We start from the raw sequence: 19,757 nt of genomic DNA on the forward strand, positions 1-19,757 counted from the left end.
CTAGCAAAAACCAGCTCGAATGAGCTGGTTTTATGCTTGTTTCACAAAGACGAGTTCTAAATCACTTGATAAATCAGGTCGGTAGTCAAAGCCGGCAAAGCGGAGCTTGCGAGCTTGTTCGACTGTATGGACTTGCCCCTCTATCAAGGCGGTTAAAAAGGCACCACGGGCTTTTTTTGAAATGGTTGAGTGGATTTTCAGCTGGCCTGCCTTGTCCTCCATAAATTTGAAGGTCACTATCTTTTCTCTAATTTCCTTCGAAAATACGGTTTCAAACTCTGATGATAGGAGTGAGAATATCAAATCCTCATCCTCTAGTGCCTCATCGTAGGCTGACTTCCAATGACTCTTTAAAGTCTTCCCAGCAACTTTTAACTTCATCAAGAAGTCCAAACGGTGAGGAGCCATGGGCGACAAGGCGGGGACAACACCGTATAAAGCCGAGGTAATTAGGACATGATTTTCAAGATAGGTTTGTTCAGCCTTTGTTAACTCATCTCGTTTGATGTGACGATACATGAGACCATCGAAAAGTTTCAAGGCTGGATAATGTTTAGCCCTGTGATCTTTTAAAGCTTGAATATGAGCGTACTCTTCTTCTGCTTTCTCGGCAGATACCTTATAAAAAGTCTCTAATTCACTGGCTGAGTAGTGCGCCAGTGAGTCAAGGACTACCTGACTTTCTTCCCTCAAGGGGAGCGCTTCGATACAAGGATGGTCTGTGTTCATTTCTTTTGCTGTCGGGATTAAAATTTTCATATTGTTAGTGTAGCATATTTTTCAACCACGACCAAGAATTTCATCTTAAAAACCTCGGTTCACACCGAGGTTTCTCTGTTTATTTTGGCCATCCTAACCAGATAGCCACGAGAACAAGGGCTGTGCCAGCTAAGCTTGTTAAGATAGATAAGAATTTATCTTTTTTCTCCTTGAACTGAGAAAACCTATTTTTATACTCAATGAAAATCAAAGAGCAAACTAGGAAGCTAGCCGCAGGCAGTACTTGAGTACGGCAAGGCGACGCTGACGTAGTTTGAATTTGATTTTCGAAGAGTATTATTGTACTTTAAAGGTCTTGAGATAATTATCTTTTCCAACTTGACCTTCAAAGGATTGCCCATTTTCAAGGTAAGGAAGGTCGTCTGACACGGAAGCCTTGACTTTATAAATCTTGCCATCAACTTTGAAGAAGTAGACGGTGTCACCCTTGATAACAGCTGATTTAAGGTCTGAAACCACTCCCTTGATGTTTTCTACCGTTTCATTATCCAGCTCGAGGTCGTTTTTATTGGCATATTTGCTGAGGAGTTCATCTACTGTAGCTGCTACGATGACGTTTTGGTACTCTACTGCATCAACCAAAGCATACTCCTTGACCAAACCTGCATTGTCCTTCAATCCCATGATGTAGAGCGGTTTGTCATTGAGATTGACAAGGATAGGGAAGGTCGCCTTATAGGCTTTTTCCTGCACTGCTCCTTCTGCGGAAGCACGGGCTGATTCTTCGGTTGCTGAAGCTAGATTGTACTTGGTGATTTCACCAGTGCGCATATTTTCAAGGATAAATCCTAGATTACTTTCGTCAGCGTTGGCTGAAGTCACCCCAGTGTAGAGATAAATGTCATTTCCGATAGAAAGATAGTTATAGCCCTCGGTCGTTTGGGTAACGTTTTTCTTAGAAATCAAGGCATTCCAGAAGCCGTCTTTATACTTGCCGTTATAGTTGATTTGCTGGATGGTTTCTTCTGCTGGATAGACACGATCCACCCATTCTGGTACTTCATCCAAGCTGTATTCCTTGGTTTCTCCATTGGTGGCGTCTAAGATAATAACAGACGAAGGGCGAGGAACTCCTAGACCAAACTGCTTTTGATAAACGGTTGCTACATAGAAAGGATTGCCTTCATCATCCACCTCAAAGGAGGGCGTTTTAAAAATCTTGGTTGGGTACTTGATCCGAAGATGACGTTTGACGTCTCGGTTAAAATACTCGGAGTCTGAATACTTCATTGGCGTTTTTAAATCCACCAATTCCGCATTTCCTGTCACCATATCAACCTTGATATACTCGCCAATTCCCTTGGACTGATTATTAAACCATTTGATCGGGTCGGCATACTCCAAAGGAGTTACTCGATAAGGTTTGCCATCAACCGTCAGCTGGGTATAAGTATCTGCTGCTACGTACTGGGAGACCTTATCCGTCAGAGAGCCTAGATAACGATCTCCAATCTTCTCTGCAGTGCTCCGATCTAGGATTGGAACCTTACTGGTATCACTCTTAGGAAAATCTTTAAAATCTTTTTCTGTGATAGACACCACATTAGCATAATTTTTTGCTTGGAAAAAGCTAGAGGTTACTAGGCTTACCAGACCAGCAAGGGCAAAAATGATAGCTGCAGTCAGAAACAATCCTCTACTAAGTTTGGTAAAAAGGAATCCTTCTAGATTGAGATCTTTGGTAGCCTTGCCATGTCGTAGGTGAACAGTTTTGAGGAGATTGGTATCCTTGCGGAAACTAAACAAAATCCCCATCACCACCAAATGCCCACAGAGAAAGAAGATGAATTCCCAACTAGTCAGATTGAAGGGTGGTAAAAATATATACCAGGTCGTTGCGATAAAAACAAGTTCAAATAGTATGCGTTTCATCTGAATTCCTCCTAAATAATCCGTCCTTCCAAATGATCCAGTTCATGTTGGCAGATCTGAGCTGGAAAACCTGTTAACGTAATGGTCTGTTCCTGCCACTTACTATCTCGATAGGAAACCGTAATCGTTTCATAACGAGTTGTTGATCGCACCCCAGTCAAGGACAAACACCCTTCCTCTGTCTCGTAAGGTCCTATGTAGGAAAGGAGAACGGGATTAAACATAACCATGGGAACCAAGCCAAGATTAAAGATAATGACACGCTTCTGCACACCAATCATATTGGCCGCTAGACCGACACAGGTCTCGCGATTAGCCAGCAGGGTATCCTGCAAATCCTTAGCCAGATAAAGGTCTTCCTGACTTGCAGGTTTCGAGACCTGCGACAAGAATAAGACATCTCGGACAATTTTCTTTTCCATTCTCTTACGCTCCTTACATCTTTACTTTATTATAGCACAAAAGGGGGCAACTTCTAGTCCTTTCCCTCAAATGCAAAAAAAGCCATCCGAAGATGACTTTCTTTTTAAATCGCGTTCTTATCAAGACCAAGTTTACGTTGAACAAACTTGACGATTTCGACGATGATAATCATTGAGAAGCTTCCAGCTAGAACAATGGCCCATTGTGACAAGTCTAGTTTGGTTACGTGGAAGATTCCTTCAAGCGGTTCTACAACGATGGTCGCCATCAGAAGGATGAAGGATACCAAGATGGACCAGTTAAAGGTCTTAGACTTGAATGGGCCAACTGTCAAGATGGATTGGTAAACAGACTTGACATTGTAGGCATGGAATAGTTGAATCAAACCAAGGGTTGCAAAGGCCATAGTAAGGGCATCCGCATGAATGGCATGATTGTCACCCACATGAACTGGGTAAGCAATTGCAAGTCCATAAACACTCATAACAATAGCTGCTTGGAGTACACCTTGATAGATGATAGAACTCAAAACACCACCTGAGAAGAAGCTTGACTTACGTCCACGAGGTTTGTGGGTCATAACACCTGGCTCAGCAGGTTCAACACCAAGAGCGATAGCTGGGAAGGTATCGGTTACCAAGTTGATCCACAAAAGATGAACTGGCTGCAAGACGTCCCAACCAAACAAGGTTGATAAGAAGATAGTTAATACTTCAGCAGTATTGGCAGAAAGTAAGTACTGAATAGTCTTTTGAATGTTTGAGAAGACCTTGCGTCCTTCTTCAACTGCGACGATAATGGTCGCAAAGTTATCATCTGCAAGAATCATGTCAGAAGCCCCCTTAGAAACCTCTGTACCAGTGATTCCCATACCGATACCGATATCGGCTGTTTTCAGAGCTGGCGCATCATTAACACCGTCACCTGTCATAGCAACAACCTTACCTTGTTTTTGCCAAGCCTTGACGATACGAACCTTGTGTTCTGGAGATACACGCGCGTAGACAGAGTATTGACCAACGACTTTTTCAAATTCTTCATCAGAAAGTTCGTTGAGTTCAGCACCAGTCAAGACATGGTCTTCCGAGTCATTTTCATCGATGATTCCCAAACGTTTGGCAATGGCTTCCGCTGTATCTTGGTGGTCACCAGTGATCATGATTGGACGGATTCCCGCTTCCTTAGCGACACGAACAGCTTCTGCTGCTTCGGCACGTTCAGGGTCAATCATTCCAATCAATCCAGTAAAGATCAAGTTGTTTTCAAGCTCTTCAGAAGTCAGGTTTTCTGGAATGCTGTCTACAATCTTATAAGCACCTGCAAGAACACGCAAGGCTTGGTGAGCCATTTCAGAGTTGTTTGTGTGAATTAAGTCATTAACTTTCTCATCAATCGGAGCAACATCTCCAGCCTTATCACGAGCAACACAACGTTTCAAAAGTTGGTCAGGGGCTCCCTTGACTGCTACGAGGAATTTACCATCTGGTAATGGATGAACCGTTGACATGAGTTTACGATCTGAGTCAAATGGTAACTCAGCTACACGAGGATATTGCTCTAAAAATCCTTTAACATCATAGCCCTTGTCCAAGGCATACTGGATGAAGGCTGTTTCCGTTGGATCCCCAATCAGGTTTCCTTCTGCATCAATCTTAGTATCATTAGCCAAAACAACAGAACGAAGAAGAGGCATTTCAAGACCTAGTTCAATATCATCAGCTGAATCATGTAGGACTGCATCATAGAAGACTTTTTCGACTGTCATCTTGTTCATGGTAAGCGTACCAGTCTTATCAGAAGCGATGATCTCAGTTGAACCAAGTGTTTCAACTGCTGGCAACTTACGAACGATAGAGTTTCGTTTTGCCAAAACTTGAGTACCAAGGGCAAGAACGATGGTCACGATAGCAGGAAGTCCTTCTGGGATGGCTGCAACAGCAAGCGCAACAGATGTCATCAACTCACCAAGTGGATTTTTACCTTGAATGAAGACTCCGACTACAAAAGTAACAAGGGCAATGACCAAAATTGCATAGGTCAAGACCTTAGAAAGGTTGTTCAAGTTTTGTTTGAGTGGTGTATCCGTCTCATCCGCATCTTGGAGCATGCCAGCGATATGACCCACTTCCGTGTACATACCTGTATTGACAACAACGCCAAGACCACGACCATAAGTCACATTTGAGTTTTGGAAGGCCATATTGACACGGTCACCAATACCAGCATCTGCAGAGAGCTCGACAGTCAAGTCTTTTTCGACTGGAACAGACTCACCTGTCAAGGCTGCTTCTTCAATTTTAAGAGAATTAGCTTCTAGCAAACGTAGGTCTGCTGGCACTACATCACCAGCTTCAAGGGCAACGATATCACCTGGTACCAATTCTTTGGAATCAATCTCAGCCATGTGCCCATCACGAATAACGCGAGCAGCTGGACTAGACATAGACTTGAGGGCTTCGATGGCTTCTTCTGCTTTTCCTTCTTGGTAAACACCAAAGGCAGCGTTGATGATAACCACGGCTAGGATAATGATGGCATCTGCGATATCTTCCCCACCAGAAGTTACGACTGACAAGATAGCCGCAGCAACTAGGATGATAATCATCAAATCCTTAAATTGCTCGATAAACTTGACTAGGAGAGATTTTTTCTCACCCTCTTCCAGTTCATTGCGTCCATATTCAGCTAGACGTTTCTGCGCTTCGCTTGACGAAAGACCTTGCTCAGTTGCTTCAACTGACTTCAAGACCTCTTCAGGACTTTGAGTGTAAAACGCTTGGCGTTTTTGTTCTTTTGACATATGTCTCCTCCTTGACATTGTGTGCAAAACAAGTTCTCTTTTAGTTTTATGACAAACAAAAAGAGACCTGTTAATCATAACAAGTCTCGCTGTTTAAGATAGTGCCGGAAAACATACTTTTCAGTATACAATTCGGAATGACGACACTATCACAGGTTTCTGCCAGCTACTCCCTTGAGTAGTACTATTATATCAAAATTTGAAAAGTTTTCAAGGGTTTAAATCCGATGAAACAAGACTAAATTTGAATTTTCCCTTGAAAACCAGTATAATGGTAGAATACTATATGACTAGAAAGGAAGCCCGATGAACCAATCCATGTCAAATCTCAAATTGGCAGAACGTGGAGCCATTATCAGTATTTCAACCTACCTCCTCTTGTCTGCGGCAAAATTGGCAACTGGTCACCTCCTGCATTCTTCCAGTTTGGTGGCAGATGGTTTCAACAACGTATCCGATATTATCGGAAACGTTGCCCTCTTGATTGGGATTCGGATGGCCCGCCAACCTGCAGACCGTGACCATCGCTTTGGTCACTGGAAGATTGAAGATTTGGCTAGCTTGATTACTTCCATCATCATGTTCTATGTTGGTTTTGATGTGCTTCGGGACACCATTCAGAAAATCCTCAGTCGGGAACAAACACCTATTGATCCTTTGGGAGCGATTCTAGGAATCATTTCAGCAGCGGTCATGTTTGCTGTTTATCTCTATAACACACGCCTCAGTAAGAAATCGAAATCCAAAGCTCTCAAGGCAGCTGCTAAGGACAATCTTTCTGATGCTGTCACCTCGCTTGGGACTTCCATTGCTATCTTAGCCAGCAGTTTCAATTATCCTATCGTGGATAAATTGGTCGCTATCATCATCACCTTCTTTATCTTAAAAACAGCCTATGATATCTTTATCGAGTCTTCCTTCAGTCTTTCAGATGGTTTTGATGACCGTCTGCTAGAGGACTACCAAAAGGCCATCATGGAGATTCCAAAGATTAGTAAGGTCAAGTCCCAAAGAGGGCGTACCTACGGTAGCAATATCTACCTTGATATCACCTTAGAAATGAATCCCGACTTATCAGTCTATGAGAGTCACAAAATTGCGGACCAGGTCGAATCCATGCTGGAAGAGCGCTTCGGAGTCTTTGATACCGATGTCCATATCGAGCCAGCTCCCATACCTGAGGACGAGATTTTAGACAATGTCTACAAAAAACTGCTCATGCGTGAGCAATTGATTGACCAAGGAAATCAGCTAGAAGAACTCCTTGCTGAGGACTTTCTCTATATCCGTCAAGATGGAGAGCAGATGGATAAAGTCGCTTATCAAGCCGAAAAAGAACTTAAAGCTGCTATTAAGGATATTCAAATCACTTCCATTAGTCAGAAAACCAAGCTCATTTGCTATGAGCTAGATGGCATCGTCCACACCAGTATCTGGCGTCGCCATGAGACTTGGCAAAATGTCTTCCACCAGGAAACAAAAAAAGAAGAATAGAGAAATCCTGTCCATGAGACGGGATTTTTCTATTCTTCTAATTATCAAACTCACTTAAATATTCATAGCGTTCGTATTTTTCCAGCAAGGCTTCATTCTTCTCGTCTAATTCTTTCTGAAGAGTAGCTAGTTTCCCAAAGTCAGAACCACTTGCCTGCATCTCTTCTTCAATAACAGAGATACGGTTTTCCAAGGTTTCAATATCCCCTTCAATGCTTGCCCACTCCTGCTTTTCTTGGTAGGTCATCCGTTTCTTTTCTTCACGGACTTTGACAACCTTTTCCTTGTCAGCCTTTTGAACTTGACTGGTCGCTTCTGCTTCAAAGGCTTTTTCATCAAGATAGTCGGTATAATGGCCAAAGAATGGTCGAATTTTCCCATCTTCAAAGGCAAGAATCTTGGTCGCTACCTTATCAAGGAAATAGCGGTCATGACTAACTGTCAAGACTGGTCCTGCAAAACCTTGTAAAAAATTTTCTAGAACTGTTAAGGTTGCAATGTCTAGGTCATTTGTCGGTTCATCCAAGAGAAGCACATTGGGTTTTTCAAGGAGTAATTTGAGGAGATACAGACGTTTCTTCTCTCCACCTGATAGTTTCTCAATCAAGGTACCGTGCGTTGAACGAGGGAAAAGAAATTGTTCTAGTAATTCTGCAATAGATGTCGTAGTACCACCGCTAGTCTTAACCTCTTCTGCCACTTCCTGTAGGTAATTGATAACGCGTTTGCTTTCATCCAGGTCCTCAATTTGTTGAGAGAAATAGGCGATGCGAACTGTTTCTCCAATCACAACTTGTCCTTCAGTCGGCTCAAGACTTCCTGCAATCAGGTTGAGTAGGGTTGATTTCCCCACACCGTTGTCCCCAACGATTCCGATACGGTCTTTGGCTTGCACCAATAGATTAAAATCTTGCAAAATGGGCTTATTCTCATAAGCAAAGGAAACATCTTTAAACTCGATAACCTTCTTACCAATACGGCTGGTTTCAAAGTTCATGGTCAAGTCTGTCTCAGCAACGCCGCTTGAAACTTCTTTTTTCAAGTCATGAAAACGATTGATACGAGCCTGCTGCTTAGTCGCACGTGCCTGTGGTTGTCTGCGCATCCAGGCCAATTCTTGCTTATAAAGTTGGTCTTTTTTGTGAAGGAGAGCAGCGTCACGCTCATCTTGCTCCGCCTTAAGGCGAACATAGTCCTGATAATTACCCTGATACTCGGTCAAGCCTGCTCGGTCCAACTCGAAAATTCGTGTTGACAAAGCGTCTAAGAAATAACGATCGTGGGTGATGAAGAGAACGGTTTTCTTGGAATTTTTCAAAAAGAGGGTCAGCCACTCAATAGTCGCAATATCTAAGTGGTTGGTCGGCTCATCCAGTAGCAAGAGATCGTGGTCTCCAAGAAGAACTTGCGCCAACTGAACCCGTCTTCTCAGACCACCTGACAATTCGCCAACAGGAGTTGATAAGTCCTGAATCCCCAACTTGCTGAGAACCGTCTTGACCTGGCTTTCAATTTCCCAAGCTTGGAGAGAGTCCATCTCTGCCATGACCCGTTCCAAACGAGCCTGCTTGTCCTCACTGTAGTTGAGCATGATCAACTCATACTCACGAATCAGCTGAATTTCCTTGAGGTCGCTGGACAGAACCGTATCCAAGACCGTCTTGCTATCATCAAAATCTGGATTCTGAGTCAAGTAACCGATCTTATAGTCATTCTTTGCCGAAAAGGGACTGACATCCCCATCAAAGCCAGAAACACCAGAAAGGACGTCCAAAAGGGTAGTCTTACCCGTTCCATTGACACCAATTAGACCGATTCTGTCTAGGTCATGGATGATAAAGGAAATATCCTTAAAAACGGTCTTGTCACCGACGGATTTGCTTAGTTTTTCAACAATAAAATCACTCATTTTTTCTCCCTCAGGTAAGCATGGATGGCTTGACGGTCATTTTCCAATTCTCCATCAACAATGGCAAACTCAATCTCTGTTAAAATTTCTCCCAAGTCTGGACCTGGCTGATAGCCGTACTCTTTGATGAGAATACCTCCATTGATTTGGATTTCTTTCTTATCATGAATGGTCAAACTCTGGTAAGTTTCTGTGATGGCTTGTGGGTTGACTGCTTTTCTTTGAGCCTGACGAAGACTTTCAGCCTGTAGAAGGGAATCCAAGTCAAAGCGGTAACAATCGCGCTTGCTCAGTCCTCTCTTTTCACGCAGAGCCAATATGGTCAGCAAATCCTGAACCTGCTTGGCAAACTGTCGTGAGGTTTTCCATGCCTTCAAAAATGGCTGTGCATCTTTAATCTCCAAGGCCCACAAGAGAGCTGCCCAAGCTTGTTCAGAAGATTCAAAAGTGAACTCAGTCTCTAAATCAAACAGTCCGTTGAGCTTGTCTTGGCTTCCTGCCATATCTGGAAGATAGTCATAAGCTCGACTCTCAATCATGGAAGCCAGACCAACTCGCCAAAAAGGTGCCAGCAAGAGCTTATCAAACTCAACGAAGGTGCGCTCCACAGAAATTTTCTCCAAGAGCGGAGTCAAAGTCTTCATCGCCTCAAAAGTTTCTGACTCAAGTTTAAAACCGAGACTGGCCTGAAAGCGGAAACCACGCATAATCCGCAGAGCATCCTCGTTAAAACGCTCACTAGCTACTCCAACTGCTCGCAAGACTTGGTTTTCCAAATCCTCTAAACCATGAAACAAGTCAATGATTTCGCCTGTCTCATCCAAAGCGAAGGCATTGACTGTGAAATCACGGCGCTTGAGGTCTTCTTCTAGCGAACGCACAAAGGAAACCGCACTGGGTCTGCGGTAGTCCACATAGACATCTTCGGTCCGAAAGGTGGTTACCTCATACTCCTCGTCCCCATCTAAAACTAAGACAGTTCCGTGCTCGATTCCAATATCGGCTGTTCGCGGAAAAATCTGCTTGGTCTCCTCTGGATAAGAAGAAGTCGCAATATCCACATCGTGGATGGGACGATTGAGGAGGGCATCTCGAACAGAGCCCCCAACAAAATAGGCCTCAAAGCCTGCTTCTTTAATTTTTTCTAATACTGGTAAAGCCTTCTGAAATTCAGAAGGCATTTGCGTTAATCTCATAATAAGTGTTCTAATCCATAGACAAGCTCATGACGCTTGACAACTTCTTTGATTCCCAAATTGACCCCTGTCATGAAGGAGCTGCGATCATAGGAGTCATGACGGAGCGTCAATCCTTCTCCCTGATTGCCAAAGATGACTTCCTGATGGGCTACCAAGCCTGGTAAACGGACCGAATGGATGCGCATGCCATCAAAGTCAGCACCGCGAGCACCCGCAATCAATTCTTCCTCATCAGCCGCACCTTGCTGGATTGATTCCCGAACTTCCGCCATCAACTCAGCCGTTTTAATAGCTGTTCCACTAGGAGCATCTTTTTTCTTGTCATGATGGAGCTCGATAATCTCCACGTTTGGGAAATATTTAGCAGCCTGCGCCGCAAATTGCATGAGCAAGACAGCTCCCAAGGCAAAGTTAGGGGCAATCAAGCCCCCCAAATCTTGTTCACGGGAAAATGCTTTTAGTTCAGCAATTTCGTCACTAGTGAATCCAGTTGTTCCTACGACAGGAGCAAAGCCATTTTCAAGGGCAAAGCGCGTATTTTCGTAAGCAACAGCTGGTGTGGTGAAATCCACCCAGACATCAGCCTCAAATCCAGCCAAGTCAGCCTTATCATTGAAGACAGGAATTCCCTGCCATTCTGACTCAGACTCAAAAGGATCCAAAACTGCGACCAAGTCCAAATCTGGATCAGCCAAGACCATCTGACAAGCAGCTTGGCCCATCTTTCCCTTAAAACCGGCAATAATTACTCGAATACTCATCTCTACTCCTGTCTAAGATACAAAGCCTGTAAGAACACAAAGTGAAAATAGGAGTTCTGATCAAGGAGTGTCTACTCCTTGGAAGAACTATCTTTTTCACACAGGGTTCCAGGCGTGTTCAATTATCAAGATACAAAGGACGTTAGCTGCCCATGAAAAATAGGGAATGGCGCTGACTTTCCATGAAAGGCAAGACAGGCATCTTTTTTCAAGAGGCAGGTAGGCCGTGTTCAATTTCTAAGATACAAAGCTTGTAAGAACAATTTAGACGATTGGTGTATAGCTCAAGGCGATACTACCTTCTCCAAGGTGAGTCCCAATGACACTACCAAAGCTAACAATTGGAATCTCAGCAGTCACACCGCTCTCAATCAAAAGCTGACGTAAGTCCACTGCCTTTTGAGGAGTATTGCCATGAATGACTGTGATACGGTAGTCCCCATCTTTTGTCAACTCTTTGATGATTTCCACCAAACGTTTGGTTGCCTTCTTTTCCGTACGAACTTTTTCGTAAACTTCAATCACCCCTTGGTCATTAAAGTAGAGGATAGGCTTGATACTGAGGAGATTCCCTAAGACGGCTGCCCCATTTGACAGACGTCCTCCCTTAACCAAATGGTCGAGGTCATCTACTATGATAAAGGCTGAGTTATCAGCAATTTGAAGAGCTAATTTTTCCTGAATCTGAGCAAAATCATCGCCTTGTTCTGCCCATTCAAAGGCACTCTCCACCATAAATCCTAGAGGAGCACTTGTGATATGGGTATCAGGAAAGTCAATGGTCAAGCCATCATACTCATCCAACATATATTGGATATTCTGATAAAAGCCTGAAATTCCTGACGAAAGGAAAAGGCCCAAGACATGGGTATACCCTCCATCTTTCAAGGAACTTAAAATCTCATCTAATTTGGCAATACTTGGTTGACTGGTTTTAGGCAATTCTGCAGACTGAGCCATTTTTTGATAAAATTCCTCAGCAGTCAGATTGACACCTTCGACATACTCCTCCCCATCAATATTGACAGGAATATCCAAGACAAATAGATTCTCTCTTTGCAGCGTCTTCTCCTCTAAATAGGCTGAAGAATCTGTAATGACAGCTAATTTCATGACTAAAACTCCAAATTGATTCCTGGAAGATCCAAGGCGATTTCTGTTACTTCATACGTCAAACGGTTGAGCATGTTCAAGCATGGACGTGCCAAGGTTTCGACTTCTTCTTGGTTAAATTCGCTTGGTTCGTTGACAATACGACCTTCCACATGATTCACTTGAGAAATCGTTCCACTGATGACAAATTTGTCAAAGACAATCATGAAACTCAAGATAACAACAAGCGAAGTCACTTGGTTTTCTTGGTCATGTTGGAGTAGCTGAAAGTTCACGTCTACCTTGGTTTCAGGAGCTCCATTTTCATTTTCCCATTCAAAGTTACGAGCATCAAAGTGATACTGGCTAACAAATTCTTGTTCTCGTTTAAGATTCATTTTTCTCTCCCATTGCTACAATTTACTATGCAATTGTACCACATTTTTATCATTTCATCTAGTTTTCTAGGCTTTAGTCAATTCCGATTTCATCTTTAACCACAGCAGCAATCGTATCTACATAGTAGTTGACTTCTTCTGTTGTAGGGGCTTCTGCCATGACACGCAAGAGGGGTTCTGTTCCACTTGGGCGGACAAGGATACGACCGTTCCCTGCCATCTCTTCTTCCATCTTTTCGATGATTACCTTGATGGCTGGTACTTCCATGGCTTTTTCTTTCATGGCATTTTCCACTCGGATATTGACCAGTTTTTGTGGGTAAATCGTCACTTCTGATGCCAATTGAGACAAACTCTTACCTGTTTCTTTCATGATCTTAGTCAATTGGACAGCTGATAATTGACCATCACCAGTTGTATTGTAGTCCATCAAGATAACGTGGCCTGATTGTTCACCACCAAGGTTGTAGCCTGATTTTCTCATTTCTTCAACGACATAGCGGTCACCAACTGCAGTCACTGCCTTGTTAATGCCAGCACTCTCCAAGGCCTTATGGAACCCAAGGTTAGACATGACGGTTGTCACGATGGTGTTTTGAGCTAACTGGCCTTTTTCAGAAAGGTATTTCCCGATGATGTACATGATCTTATCACCATCAACGATGTCGCCATTTTCATCAACAGCAATCAAACGGTCACTATCACCGTCAAAGGCCAAACCAATAGCAGACTGGCTTTCTTTGACCACTTCTTGAAGAGCTTCTGGATGTGTAGAACCCACATTCAAGTTGATATTAAGACCATCTGGTGTCTCACCGATAACAGTTATTTGAGCCCCAAGGTCTGCAAAGATTTGACGAGCACTTGTAGACGCTGCACCGTTGGCTGTGTCCAAGGCCACTTTCATTCCTTCAAGAGGAGCTCCAGTTGAAACAAGGTATCCTTCATACTTGCGTAAACCTTCTGGATAGTCCACTAAGGTTCCCAAGCCTTCGGCACTTGGACGAGGAAGAGTGTCCTCGGCAGCATCCAGCAAGGCTTCAATTTCTGCTTCTTTGTCGTCGTCAAGCTTAAAGCCATCTCCACCAAAGAACTTAATTCCATTATCAAGGGCTGGGTTGTGACTCGCTGAAATCATGACACCCGCACTAGCTCCCTCAGTTTTAACCAAATAAGCTACTGCTGGTGTTGCAAGGACACCGAGTTTGTAGACGTGAATCCCTACTGAGAGGAGACCCGCTACCAAGGCAGATTCTAGCATTTCTCCTGAGATACGTGTATCACGTCCTACAAAGACTTTAGGGGCTTCCGTTTCGTGTTGACTGAGGACATAACCTCCAAAACGACCCAATTTAAAGGCCAATTCTGGCGTCAGTTCTACGTTTGCTTCTCCACGGACTCCATCAGTCCCAAAATATTTACCCATTTTATTTATCATCCTTTTCTATTATTTATTATTGTTTAGACGAGTCTGGTTTCGTTTCTGAACTCGTTGAAGACGAACTACTGGTTGAAGAGCCCGTTGACGAAGAACTCGAGCTAGACGATGCTGTTTTTGTTGTAATTTTCATAGTCGTGTCAAATGGCATAATGACGCTTGGCAAGACATTGCCATTTTTATCAACTGCTTGTAGAGGAACAGAAGCCGAGTAGTTACCCGTTATCCGTTCACTCGTCGGTAAGATGGCAATGACACGATCTACTTTGGAGAGGGTTTCCTCATCACTAATAACCGTTACTTTTTCATCTGACACAGTAACTGTATCGATTTTCACACGAGAATCAATCTGGCTAGGATCAATCTCTGGAACAACGATTACATTGCCTCGTTTTGCTTTTTTACCGACCTTCACTGTTATCTTTTGTGGTGTTGCAACAGCGGTCAAACCACTTGGTAGATTTTCTATGTTTAGAGGAACTTCTATTGTTCCAACACTGGCATTGGTTAAGTCAGCTGTCACCTTGAATTTACGCGTACTTTCCTGCATTTCGCTTGCCAAAGCAACTCGATTGGAACCTGTCAAGAAAACCGTTACTTCTGACGTGAAGCCACTAATAAAGTACTGTTCACTGTCATAGTGGATATCAATTGGTACATTGAGTACTGTATTAGTATAGGTTTCCGTCCGCACCTGTCTGGCACTATTATTATTCTGATAGTTTGTAGAAGTCGCATAGATAAAGAGGATGCAGGCGAAAAAGAAGGAAGAAATGATATAAAGACTATTTTTTCTCATGTTTCAATCCTCCTAGCAAGCGCTCTTTCAAACCATGTTTTTCCTCTGATGTTGGAAGCAGGATTCTTCTCAATTCAGATTCAAACTCTTCCAAGGTCAAATCGTGCTTAAAGACTCCATTATAGGTGATTGAGATTCCACCCGTTTCTTCCGAAACCACAAAGGTAAGAGCATCTGACACTTCCGACAAACCAATCGCCGCCCTGTGACGCGTTCCAAACTCCTTGGAAATCTCTGTATTTTCAGTTAGTGGCAGATAGGCTGAGGTGACGGCAATCCGATCTTCTCGGATAATGACCGCTCCATCGTGCAAGGGAGTGTTAGGAATAAAAATATTGATGAGCAATTCAGCTGAAATCTTGGCATCTAGGGGAATCCCCGTCGAGATATACTCCTGCAAGGTTCTCACACGCTGAACTGCTACCAGCGCACCAATCTTACGCGGACTCATGTACTCGACTGATTTGACAAAGGCACGAATCATCTGCTCCTCTGCACTAATCGGAGCATTGGAAAAGAAATCCGTTGCCCGGCCCAACCGCTCTAGACCCGTCCGAATCTCCGGTGAAAAGATGACCACTGCTGCAATAACCCCATAGGTGATGATTTGATTGATCAGCCAAGAAATAGTTGTTAAACCAATCATATTGGAGAGAATTTGAGCTAGAATGAAGACCAAAACTCCCCGCACCAAGATCATGATTTTAGTACCTGCAATGGCCTTTGTAAAATGATACAAAATATAAGTCACAATCAGAATATCAATCAGATTGATGACGATACTCCAAGGGCTTGAAAACAAACTCGTCCAGTATTGCAAATTGGATAATGGTTGAAAATTCATCCCTGGCCTCCTCCCTGTCAAAACACTTTCTGTACCATTATACCATTTTTTGCCCATTTTTTCCCTATCCTACCTCATTTTAAATTAAGCAAAAATATGATAAAATAAATTGACTAGAAAAACGAAGGAGAAATCATGTCTCAACTCTATGATATTACTATTGTAGGTGGAGGTCCTGTTGGACTCTTTGCTGCCTTTTACGCCCACCTCCGCCAAGCCAAAGTCCAAATCATCGACTCCCTTCCCCAGCTAGGTGGCCAGCCCGCCATCCTCTACCCTGAAAAGCAAATCCTTGATGTGCCAGGTTTTCCAAACTTAACTGGGGAAGAACTGACCAATCGCTTGATTGAACAGCTAGACGGCTTTGAAACACCTGTTCACCTCAACGAAACTGTTCTTGAAATCGAGAAACAAGATCAAGGTTTTACCATCACAACCAACAAGGGAAGCCACCTGACCAAAACAGTCATCATTGCCATGGGTGGCGGTGCCTTTAAACCGCGTCCGCTCGAACTAGATGGCGTCGAAAACTATGAAAATATCCACTACCACGTTGCCAACATCCAGCAATACGCTGGTAAGAAAGTGACCATCCTTGGTGGAGGGGACTCTGCAGTGGACTGGGCTCTGGCTTTTGAAAAGATTGCCCCAACTACTCTCGTTCACCGTCGAGATAATTTCCGCGCCTTGGAACATAGTGTGCAAGCTCTACAAGAATCATCTGTAACCATCAAAACACCATTCGTTCCTAGCCAACTTCTCGGAGATGGAAAAACACTCGACAAACTAGAAATCACCAAAGTCAAATCAGATGAAACCGAAACTATCGAGGTAGACCACCTCTTTGTCAACTATGGTTTCAAATCATCTGTCGGCAATCTTAAAATTTGGGGTCTGGATCTCAACCGTCACAAGATTATCGTCAACAGCAAGCAAGAGGCTAGCCAATCAGGTATCTATGCTATAGGCGACTGCTGCTACTACGAAGGAAAGATTGATTTGATTGCCACAGGACTTGGAGAAGCACCTACAGCTGTGAACAATGCTATCAACTACATCGACCCTGACCAAAAAGTACAACCCAAACACTCAACCAGTTTATAAGAAAAGAACCACGGATTAACTAATCCGTGGTTTTATAATTCATCTGCTATTTTATTGATCTTTCTGAGTCTGTGGTTGACACCACTTTTAGTCAGGGGATTGCTCAGGCTATCTGCCAACTGCTGGATAGAGTAGTCTGGATGCTGGATTCGCAACTGAGCCACCTCCTGCAAATCTACGGGTAAATTTTCCAAACCCATTCTATCTTTGATTTTACTGATATTATTAATGGTCTTCATACTGGCAGAAACCGTTCGAGCGATATTGGCTGTTTCAGCGTTATTGGCTCGATTGAGATCGTTACGAGTTTCACGTAAAATCTTGACGCGCTCAAAATTATCACGCGCCTGCATGGCCCCAATCACGATCAAGAAATCCATGATGTCTTCTGCACGCTGGAGATAGGTAACTGCACCTTTCTTGCGCTCAATGACCTTAGCGTCCAGCAAAAACTGCTGAAGAAGAGAGGCCAGTCCTTGGGCATGGTCCAGATAAACGGAACTGATTTCCAACTGGTATTTGCCAGACTCAGGATCTCGAATGCTACCATTTGCCAGAAAGGCCCCACATAAGTAAGCACGACCAGCCTCCTCATCTGCTAAAATATCGGGATCAATACCCGTCTCCAAACCAAAGAAGGAATCCGCAAGCCGCAAATCAGCTAAAAGCTCCTGCACCCTCTCATCAGTATAGACCGTGTAGACACGATTCTTGCGAAGATTGCTTCTCTGATGGTGACGAATTTCTGACTTGATTTCATAAAAATAGAGAAAGGACTCATAAAGGTGCCGAGCTAACTTGGCATTTTCAGTCACAACAGACAGAGTCAAGCCCGAAGTCGAGAGACCAATACTACCAGACATCTTGATGATGGCTGATAGTTCATGACGACTGAGATGGTGCTGACCAAGAATTTCTTCTTTTACTGCAACTGTAAAACTCATTTTCTCACCTGTATGATGCGCATCAATTCATCTACAATCAAATCGCCATCATGGAAGGCTCCTCCATTTTCCAAACGAAGGAAGTTGGATGAAATGACACGAGGCACCTGCTTGCAAAGACCAGCAAAATCATGTTCTACCTGAACCAAATATTCATCAAAACGGTTGGTATTCATGTATTCTCTAGGAACCTTTTCGATATTGACCAAGACCGTATCAATAAAAGGCCGACCTAGATGTCTATGGAGGACTTCCACGTGGTCACTGTCTGAAAAGTGCTCTGTTTCCCCACGCTGGGTCATGATATTGCAGACATAGGCTATCTCTGCCTTAGTCTCCAAGAGTGCTTGCCCAATCTCCTCGATGACAATATTGGGCAAAATCGATGTAAAGAGGGAACCAGGCCCCAAGACGATCATGTCACTCTCGAGAATAGTATTGACTACTCGACGACTGGCTTGCGGTGTTTCATCATCCAGAGTATTGGTCACATAGACATGGTCGATCATGCCTGGATGATCTGCAATGTGGCTCTCACCTGCCACCTCAGAACCGTCTTTAAAGACTGCATGCAGTGTCAAAGGCTGATCGCTTGAGGGGTAGATTTTTCCTGTTGTGTGAAAAAACTTACTGAGTAATTGCATGGCATTGTAGGTAGATCCTTGCATTTCAGAGAGCCCTGCTATGATGATATTCCCCAGTGGATGACCCGCAAAAGCTCCAGCCTCTTCTGAGAAACGGTACTGAAAAACCTTCTCATAAAATTTAGGCATATCCGACATGGCCACCAGAACATTGCGAAGATCACCTGGTGGTGTCAGTTGTTGGATATTCTTTCTTAGTTCACCAGAAGAGCCACCATCATCGGCGACTGTTACGATGGCTGCGATGTCAACATCCTTTTCGCGTAAGCTTTTCAAAATGACAGGGATACCTGTTCCTCCACCAATTACCGTTATCTTTGGTTTTCTCATGAACGGTTTACCGTTTCCTTTCTTCTGTCTTTGTCACGATGGCTTTCATTGACAGGCCAGTTTTTAGCAAGGTCCTCAGCGATTCGTTTTGCAAAGGCAACACTACGGTGTTGTCCACCCGTACATCCTACTGCAATGGTCAAGACGGACTTGCCTTCTTTTTTGTAACTTGGCAAAATAGGCTCAATCAAAGCAAGCAAGTGCTGATAGAAATTTTCAGACTCTTCATGATTCATCACATAGTCATAAACTGCTTGATCCTCACCTGTCTGATTGCGGAGTTCCGGAAGGTAGTATGGATTTGGCAAAAAACGGACATCAAAAACCAAGTCTGCATCAATAGGGATACCATACTTGAATCCAAAAGACATGACCTCGATACGGAAAGACTGGGCTTGTTCTTGGTCTGAAAATTGCTCAGCAATGGTTTTACGCAGTTCACGCGGAGTGAGTTCTGTCGTATCCACCACATTTTGACTCATGTTTTTCAAAGGTGCTAAGAGTTCACGTTCCAGCTTGATGCCATCTAAAATTCGACCATCTGCTGCTAGAGGGTGACTTCTTCTAGTTTCCTTATAGCGTGCCACCAATTCCTTATCTGCTGCGTCTAAAAAGAGGATTTTGAAGTCCAAATCATCTTGGTTTTCCAATTCATCCAAAACGGCCTGAATCTCTGAAAAGAAGGAACGGCTCCGCATATCCACCACCAGGGCTAACTTATGGTCATCATCCTTGGTCTCTACCAACTGCAAGAACTTTGGCAAGAGGGCTGGTGGCATATTGTCAATGGTGAAATAGCCCAAATCCTCGAAGGACTGAATAGCTACCGTTTTCCCTGCACCACTCATCCCTGTTACAATCACAAGGTGAAGTTGTTTTTTTGTCATCTATCTCTCCTTATATCAAAAAAAGTTTGGCAGAGCCAA

The 19,757-nt window shown here is 43.6% G+C and carries 18 protein-coding genes; 2 read left to right on the top strand and 16 right to left on the bottom strand.

The window, feature by feature from the left end:
- Positions 1–30: 30 nt before the first annotated feature.
- From yaaA to B7705_RS08135, 5 genes are all read right to left on the bottom strand, one after another.
- The gene (yaaA, locus tag B7705_RS08115; protein WP_002874754.1) at positions 31–759 is read right to left on the bottom strand and encodes a peroxide stress protein YaaA; all 729 of its coding nucleotides are present in this window, start codon (positions 757–759) and stop codon (positions 31–33) included.
- Between the two features lie 79 nt (positions 760–838).
- On the bottom strand, positions 839–970 hold the full coding sequence (locus B7705_RS08120) for a DUF3953 domain-containing protein (protein ID WP_002874755.1): 132 nt from the start codon (positions 968–970) through the stop codon (positions 839–841).
- An 86-nt stretch (positions 971–1,056) separates the two neighbouring features.
- Complete coding sequence (locus B7705_RS08125) at positions 1,057–2,652, bottom strand: hypothetical protein (protein WP_000821455.1); 1,596 nt, start codon at positions 2,650–2,652, stop codon at positions 1,057–1,059.
- Between the two features lie 11 nt (positions 2,653–2,663).
- Positions 2,664–3,074, bottom strand: a complete 411-nt coding sequence (locus B7705_RS08130) for a peptide deformylase (RefSeq protein WP_000412254.1) — start codon at positions 3,072–3,074, stop codon at positions 2,664–2,666.
- 104 nt (positions 3,075–3,178) lie between these two features.
- Complete coding sequence (locus B7705_RS08135; RefSeq protein WP_084948906.1) at positions 3,179–5,875, bottom strand: cation-translocating P-type ATPase; 2,697 nt, start codon at positions 5,873–5,875, stop codon at positions 3,179–3,181.
- A gap of 306 nt (positions 5,876–6,181) precedes the next feature.
- On the opposite strand from B7705_RS08135, the gene B7705_RS08140 reads away from it, so the two are divergent.
- Positions 6,182–7,369, top strand: a complete 1,188-nt coding sequence (locus B7705_RS08140; RefSeq protein WP_084948908.1) for a cation diffusion facilitator family transporter — start codon at positions 6,182–6,184, stop codon at positions 7,367–7,369.
- Positions 7,370–7,406: 37 nt separating this feature from the next.
- Here B7705_RS08140 and B7705_RS08145 read toward each other — a convergent pair whose 3' ends face one another.
- The 8 genes from B7705_RS08145 to cdaA form a co-directional block, all read right to left on the bottom strand.
- Positions 7,407–9,278 carry an ABC-F family ATP-binding cassette domain-containing protein gene (locus B7705_RS08145; RefSeq protein ID WP_084948910.1) on the bottom strand — a complete coding sequence of 624 codons (1,872 nt, stop codon included), beginning with the start codon at positions 9,276–9,278 and terminating at the stop codon, positions 7,407–7,409.
- The gene (locus B7705_RS08150; protein WP_084948911.1) at positions 9,275–10,474 is read right to left on the bottom strand and encodes a CCA tRNA nucleotidyltransferase; all 1,200 of its coding nucleotides are present in this window, start codon (positions 10,472–10,474) and stop codon (positions 9,275–9,277) included. Before B7705_RS08150 ends, B7705_RS08145 begins: the two co-directional genes overlap by 4 nt.
- A complete protein-coding gene (dapB, locus tag B7705_RS08155) occupies positions 10,471–11,238 on the bottom strand; it encodes a 4-hydroxy-tetrahydrodipicolinate reductase (RefSeq protein WP_084948913.1) in 768 nt (255 codons plus the stop codon). Before dapB ends, B7705_RS08150 begins: the two co-directional genes overlap by 4 nt.
- A 264-nt stretch (positions 11,239–11,502) precedes the next feature.
- A complete protein-coding gene (locus B7705_RS08160) occupies positions 11,503–12,351 on the bottom strand; it encodes a DegV family protein (RefSeq protein ID WP_084948914.1) in 849 nt (282 codons plus the stop codon).
- Between the two features lie 2 nt (positions 12,352–12,353).
- Complete coding sequence (locus tag B7705_RS08165) at positions 12,354–12,728, bottom strand: DUF1149 family protein (RefSeq protein WP_001050092.1); 375 nt, start codon at positions 12,726–12,728, stop codon at positions 12,354–12,356.
- A 73-nt stretch (positions 12,729–12,801) separates the two neighbouring features.
- A complete protein-coding gene (gene glmM / locus B7705_RS08170; protein WP_084948916.1) occupies positions 12,802–14,154 on the bottom strand; it encodes a phosphoglucosamine mutase in 1,353 nt (450 codons plus the stop codon).
- 28 nt (positions 14,155–14,182) lie between these two features.
- Positions 14,183–14,965 carry a CdaR family protein gene (locus tag B7705_RS08175; RefSeq protein WP_084948918.1) on the bottom strand — a complete coding sequence of 261 codons (783 nt, stop codon included), beginning with the start codon at positions 14,963–14,965 and terminating at the stop codon, positions 14,183–14,185.
- Positions 14,952–15,809, bottom strand: coding sequence for a diadenylate cyclase CdaA (gene cdaA, locus B7705_RS08180; RefSeq protein ID WP_084948919.1), 858 nt, complete (start codon positions 15,807–15,809; stop codon positions 14,952–14,954). The genes B7705_RS08175 and cdaA overlap by 14 nt, the downstream gene beginning before the upstream one ends.
- A gap of 135 nt (positions 15,810–15,944) precedes the next feature.
- Here cdaA and B7705_RS08190 point away from each other — a divergent pair, with 135 nt between their 5' ends.
- Positions 15,945–16,913: an NAD(P)/FAD-dependent oxidoreductase gene (locus B7705_RS08190; protein WP_084948921.1), complete on the top strand. Its 969-nt coding sequence runs from the start codon at positions 15,945–15,947 to the stop codon at positions 16,911–16,913.
- A 32-nt stretch (positions 16,914–16,945) separates the two neighbouring features.
- On the opposite strand, the gene whiA is transcribed toward B7705_RS08190, so the two are convergent.
- From whiA to rapZ, 3 genes are read right to left on the bottom strand one after another with little or no spacing between them, the layout of a single operon-like run.
- Complete coding sequence (gene whiA, locus B7705_RS08195; protein ID WP_084948922.1) at positions 16,946–17,857, bottom strand: DNA-binding protein WhiA; 912 nt, start codon at positions 17,855–17,857, stop codon at positions 16,946–16,948.
- Positions 17,854–18,831 carry a YvcK family protein gene (locus B7705_RS08200; RefSeq protein ID WP_084948923.1) on the bottom strand — a complete coding sequence of 326 codons (978 nt, stop codon included), beginning with the start codon at positions 18,829–18,831 and terminating at the stop codon, positions 17,854–17,856. Before B7705_RS08200 ends, whiA begins: the two co-directional genes overlap by 4 nt.
- On the bottom strand, positions 18,828–19,718 hold the full coding sequence (gene rapZ / locus B7705_RS08205; protein ID WP_084948925.1) for an RNase adapter RapZ: 891 nt from the start codon (positions 19,716–19,718) through the stop codon (positions 18,828–18,830). Before rapZ ends, B7705_RS08200 begins: the two co-directional genes overlap by 4 nt.
- Between the last annotated feature and the right edge of the window lie 39 nt (positions 19,719–19,757).

It is taken from the genome of Streptococcus oralis subsp. dentisani (assembly GCF_002096685.1).
Taxonomy (GTDB): domain Bacteria; phylum Bacillota; class Bacilli; order Lactobacillales; family Streptococcaceae; genus Streptococcus; species Streptococcus oralis_AD.

Bases quoted from the DNA above. Each gene is read 5' to 3' on its own strand.
- yaaA (WP_002874754.1), bottom strand. From the start codon at position 759: ATGAAAATTTTAATCCCGACAGCAAAAGAAATGAACACAGACCATCCT.
- B7705_RS08125 (WP_000821455.1), bottom strand. From the start codon at position 2,652: ATGAAACGCATACTATTTGAACTTGTTTTTATCGCAACGACCTGGTAT.
- B7705_RS08130 (WP_000412254.1), bottom strand. From the start codon at position 3,074: ATGGAAAAGAAAATTGTCCGAGATGTCTTATTCTTGTCGCAGGTCTCG.
- B7705_RS08135 (WP_084948906.1), bottom strand. From the start codon at position 5,875: ATGTCAAAAGAACAAAAACGCCAAGCGTTTTACACTCAAAGTCCTGAA.
- B7705_RS08140 (WP_084948908.1), top strand. From the start codon at position 6,182: ATGAACCAATCCATGTCAAATCTCAAATTGGCAGAACGTGGAGCCATT.
- B7705_RS08145 (WP_084948910.1), bottom strand. From the start codon at position 9,278: ATGAGTGATTTTATTGTTGAAAAACTAAGCAAATCCGTCGGTGACAAG.
- B7705_RS08150 (WP_084948911.1), bottom strand. From the start codon at position 10,474: ATGAGATTAACGCAAATGCCTTCTGAATTTCAGAAGGCTTTACCAGTA.
- dapB (WP_084948913.1), bottom strand. From the start codon at position 11,238: ATGAGTATTCGAGTAATTATTGCCGGTTTTAAGGGAAAGATGGGCCAA.
- B7705_RS08160 (WP_084948914.1), bottom strand. From the start codon at position 12,351: ATGAAATTAGCTGTCATTACAGATTCTTCAGCCTATTTAGAGGAGAAG.
- B7705_RS08165 (WP_001050092.1), bottom strand. From the start codon at position 12,728: ATGAATCTTAAACGAGAACAAGAATTTGTTAGCCAGTATCACTTTGAT.
- glmM (WP_084948916.1), bottom strand. From the start codon at position 14,154: ATGGGTAAATATTTTGGGACTGATGGAGTCCGTGGAGAAGCAAACGTA.
- B7705_RS08175 (WP_084948918.1), bottom strand. From the start codon at position 14,965: ATGAGAAAAAATAGTCTTTATATCATTTCTTCCTTCTTTTTCGCCTGC.
- cdaA (WP_084948919.1), bottom strand. From the start codon at position 15,809: ATGAATTTTCAACCATTATCCAATTTGCAATACTGGACGAGTTTGTTT.
- B7705_RS08190 (WP_084948921.1), top strand. From the start codon at position 15,945: ATGTCTCAACTCTATGATATTACTATTGTAGGTGGAGGTCCTGTTGGA.
- whiA (WP_084948922.1), bottom strand. From the start codon at position 17,857: ATGAGTTTTACAGTTGCAGTAAAAGAAGAAATTCTTGGTCAGCACCAT.
- B7705_RS08200 (WP_084948923.1), bottom strand. From the start codon at position 18,831: ATGAGAAAACCAAAGATAACGGTAATTGGTGGAGGAACAGGTATCCCT.
- rapZ (WP_084948925.1), bottom strand. From the start codon at position 19,718: ATGACAAAAAAACAACTTCACCTTGTGATTGTAACAGGGATGAGTGGT.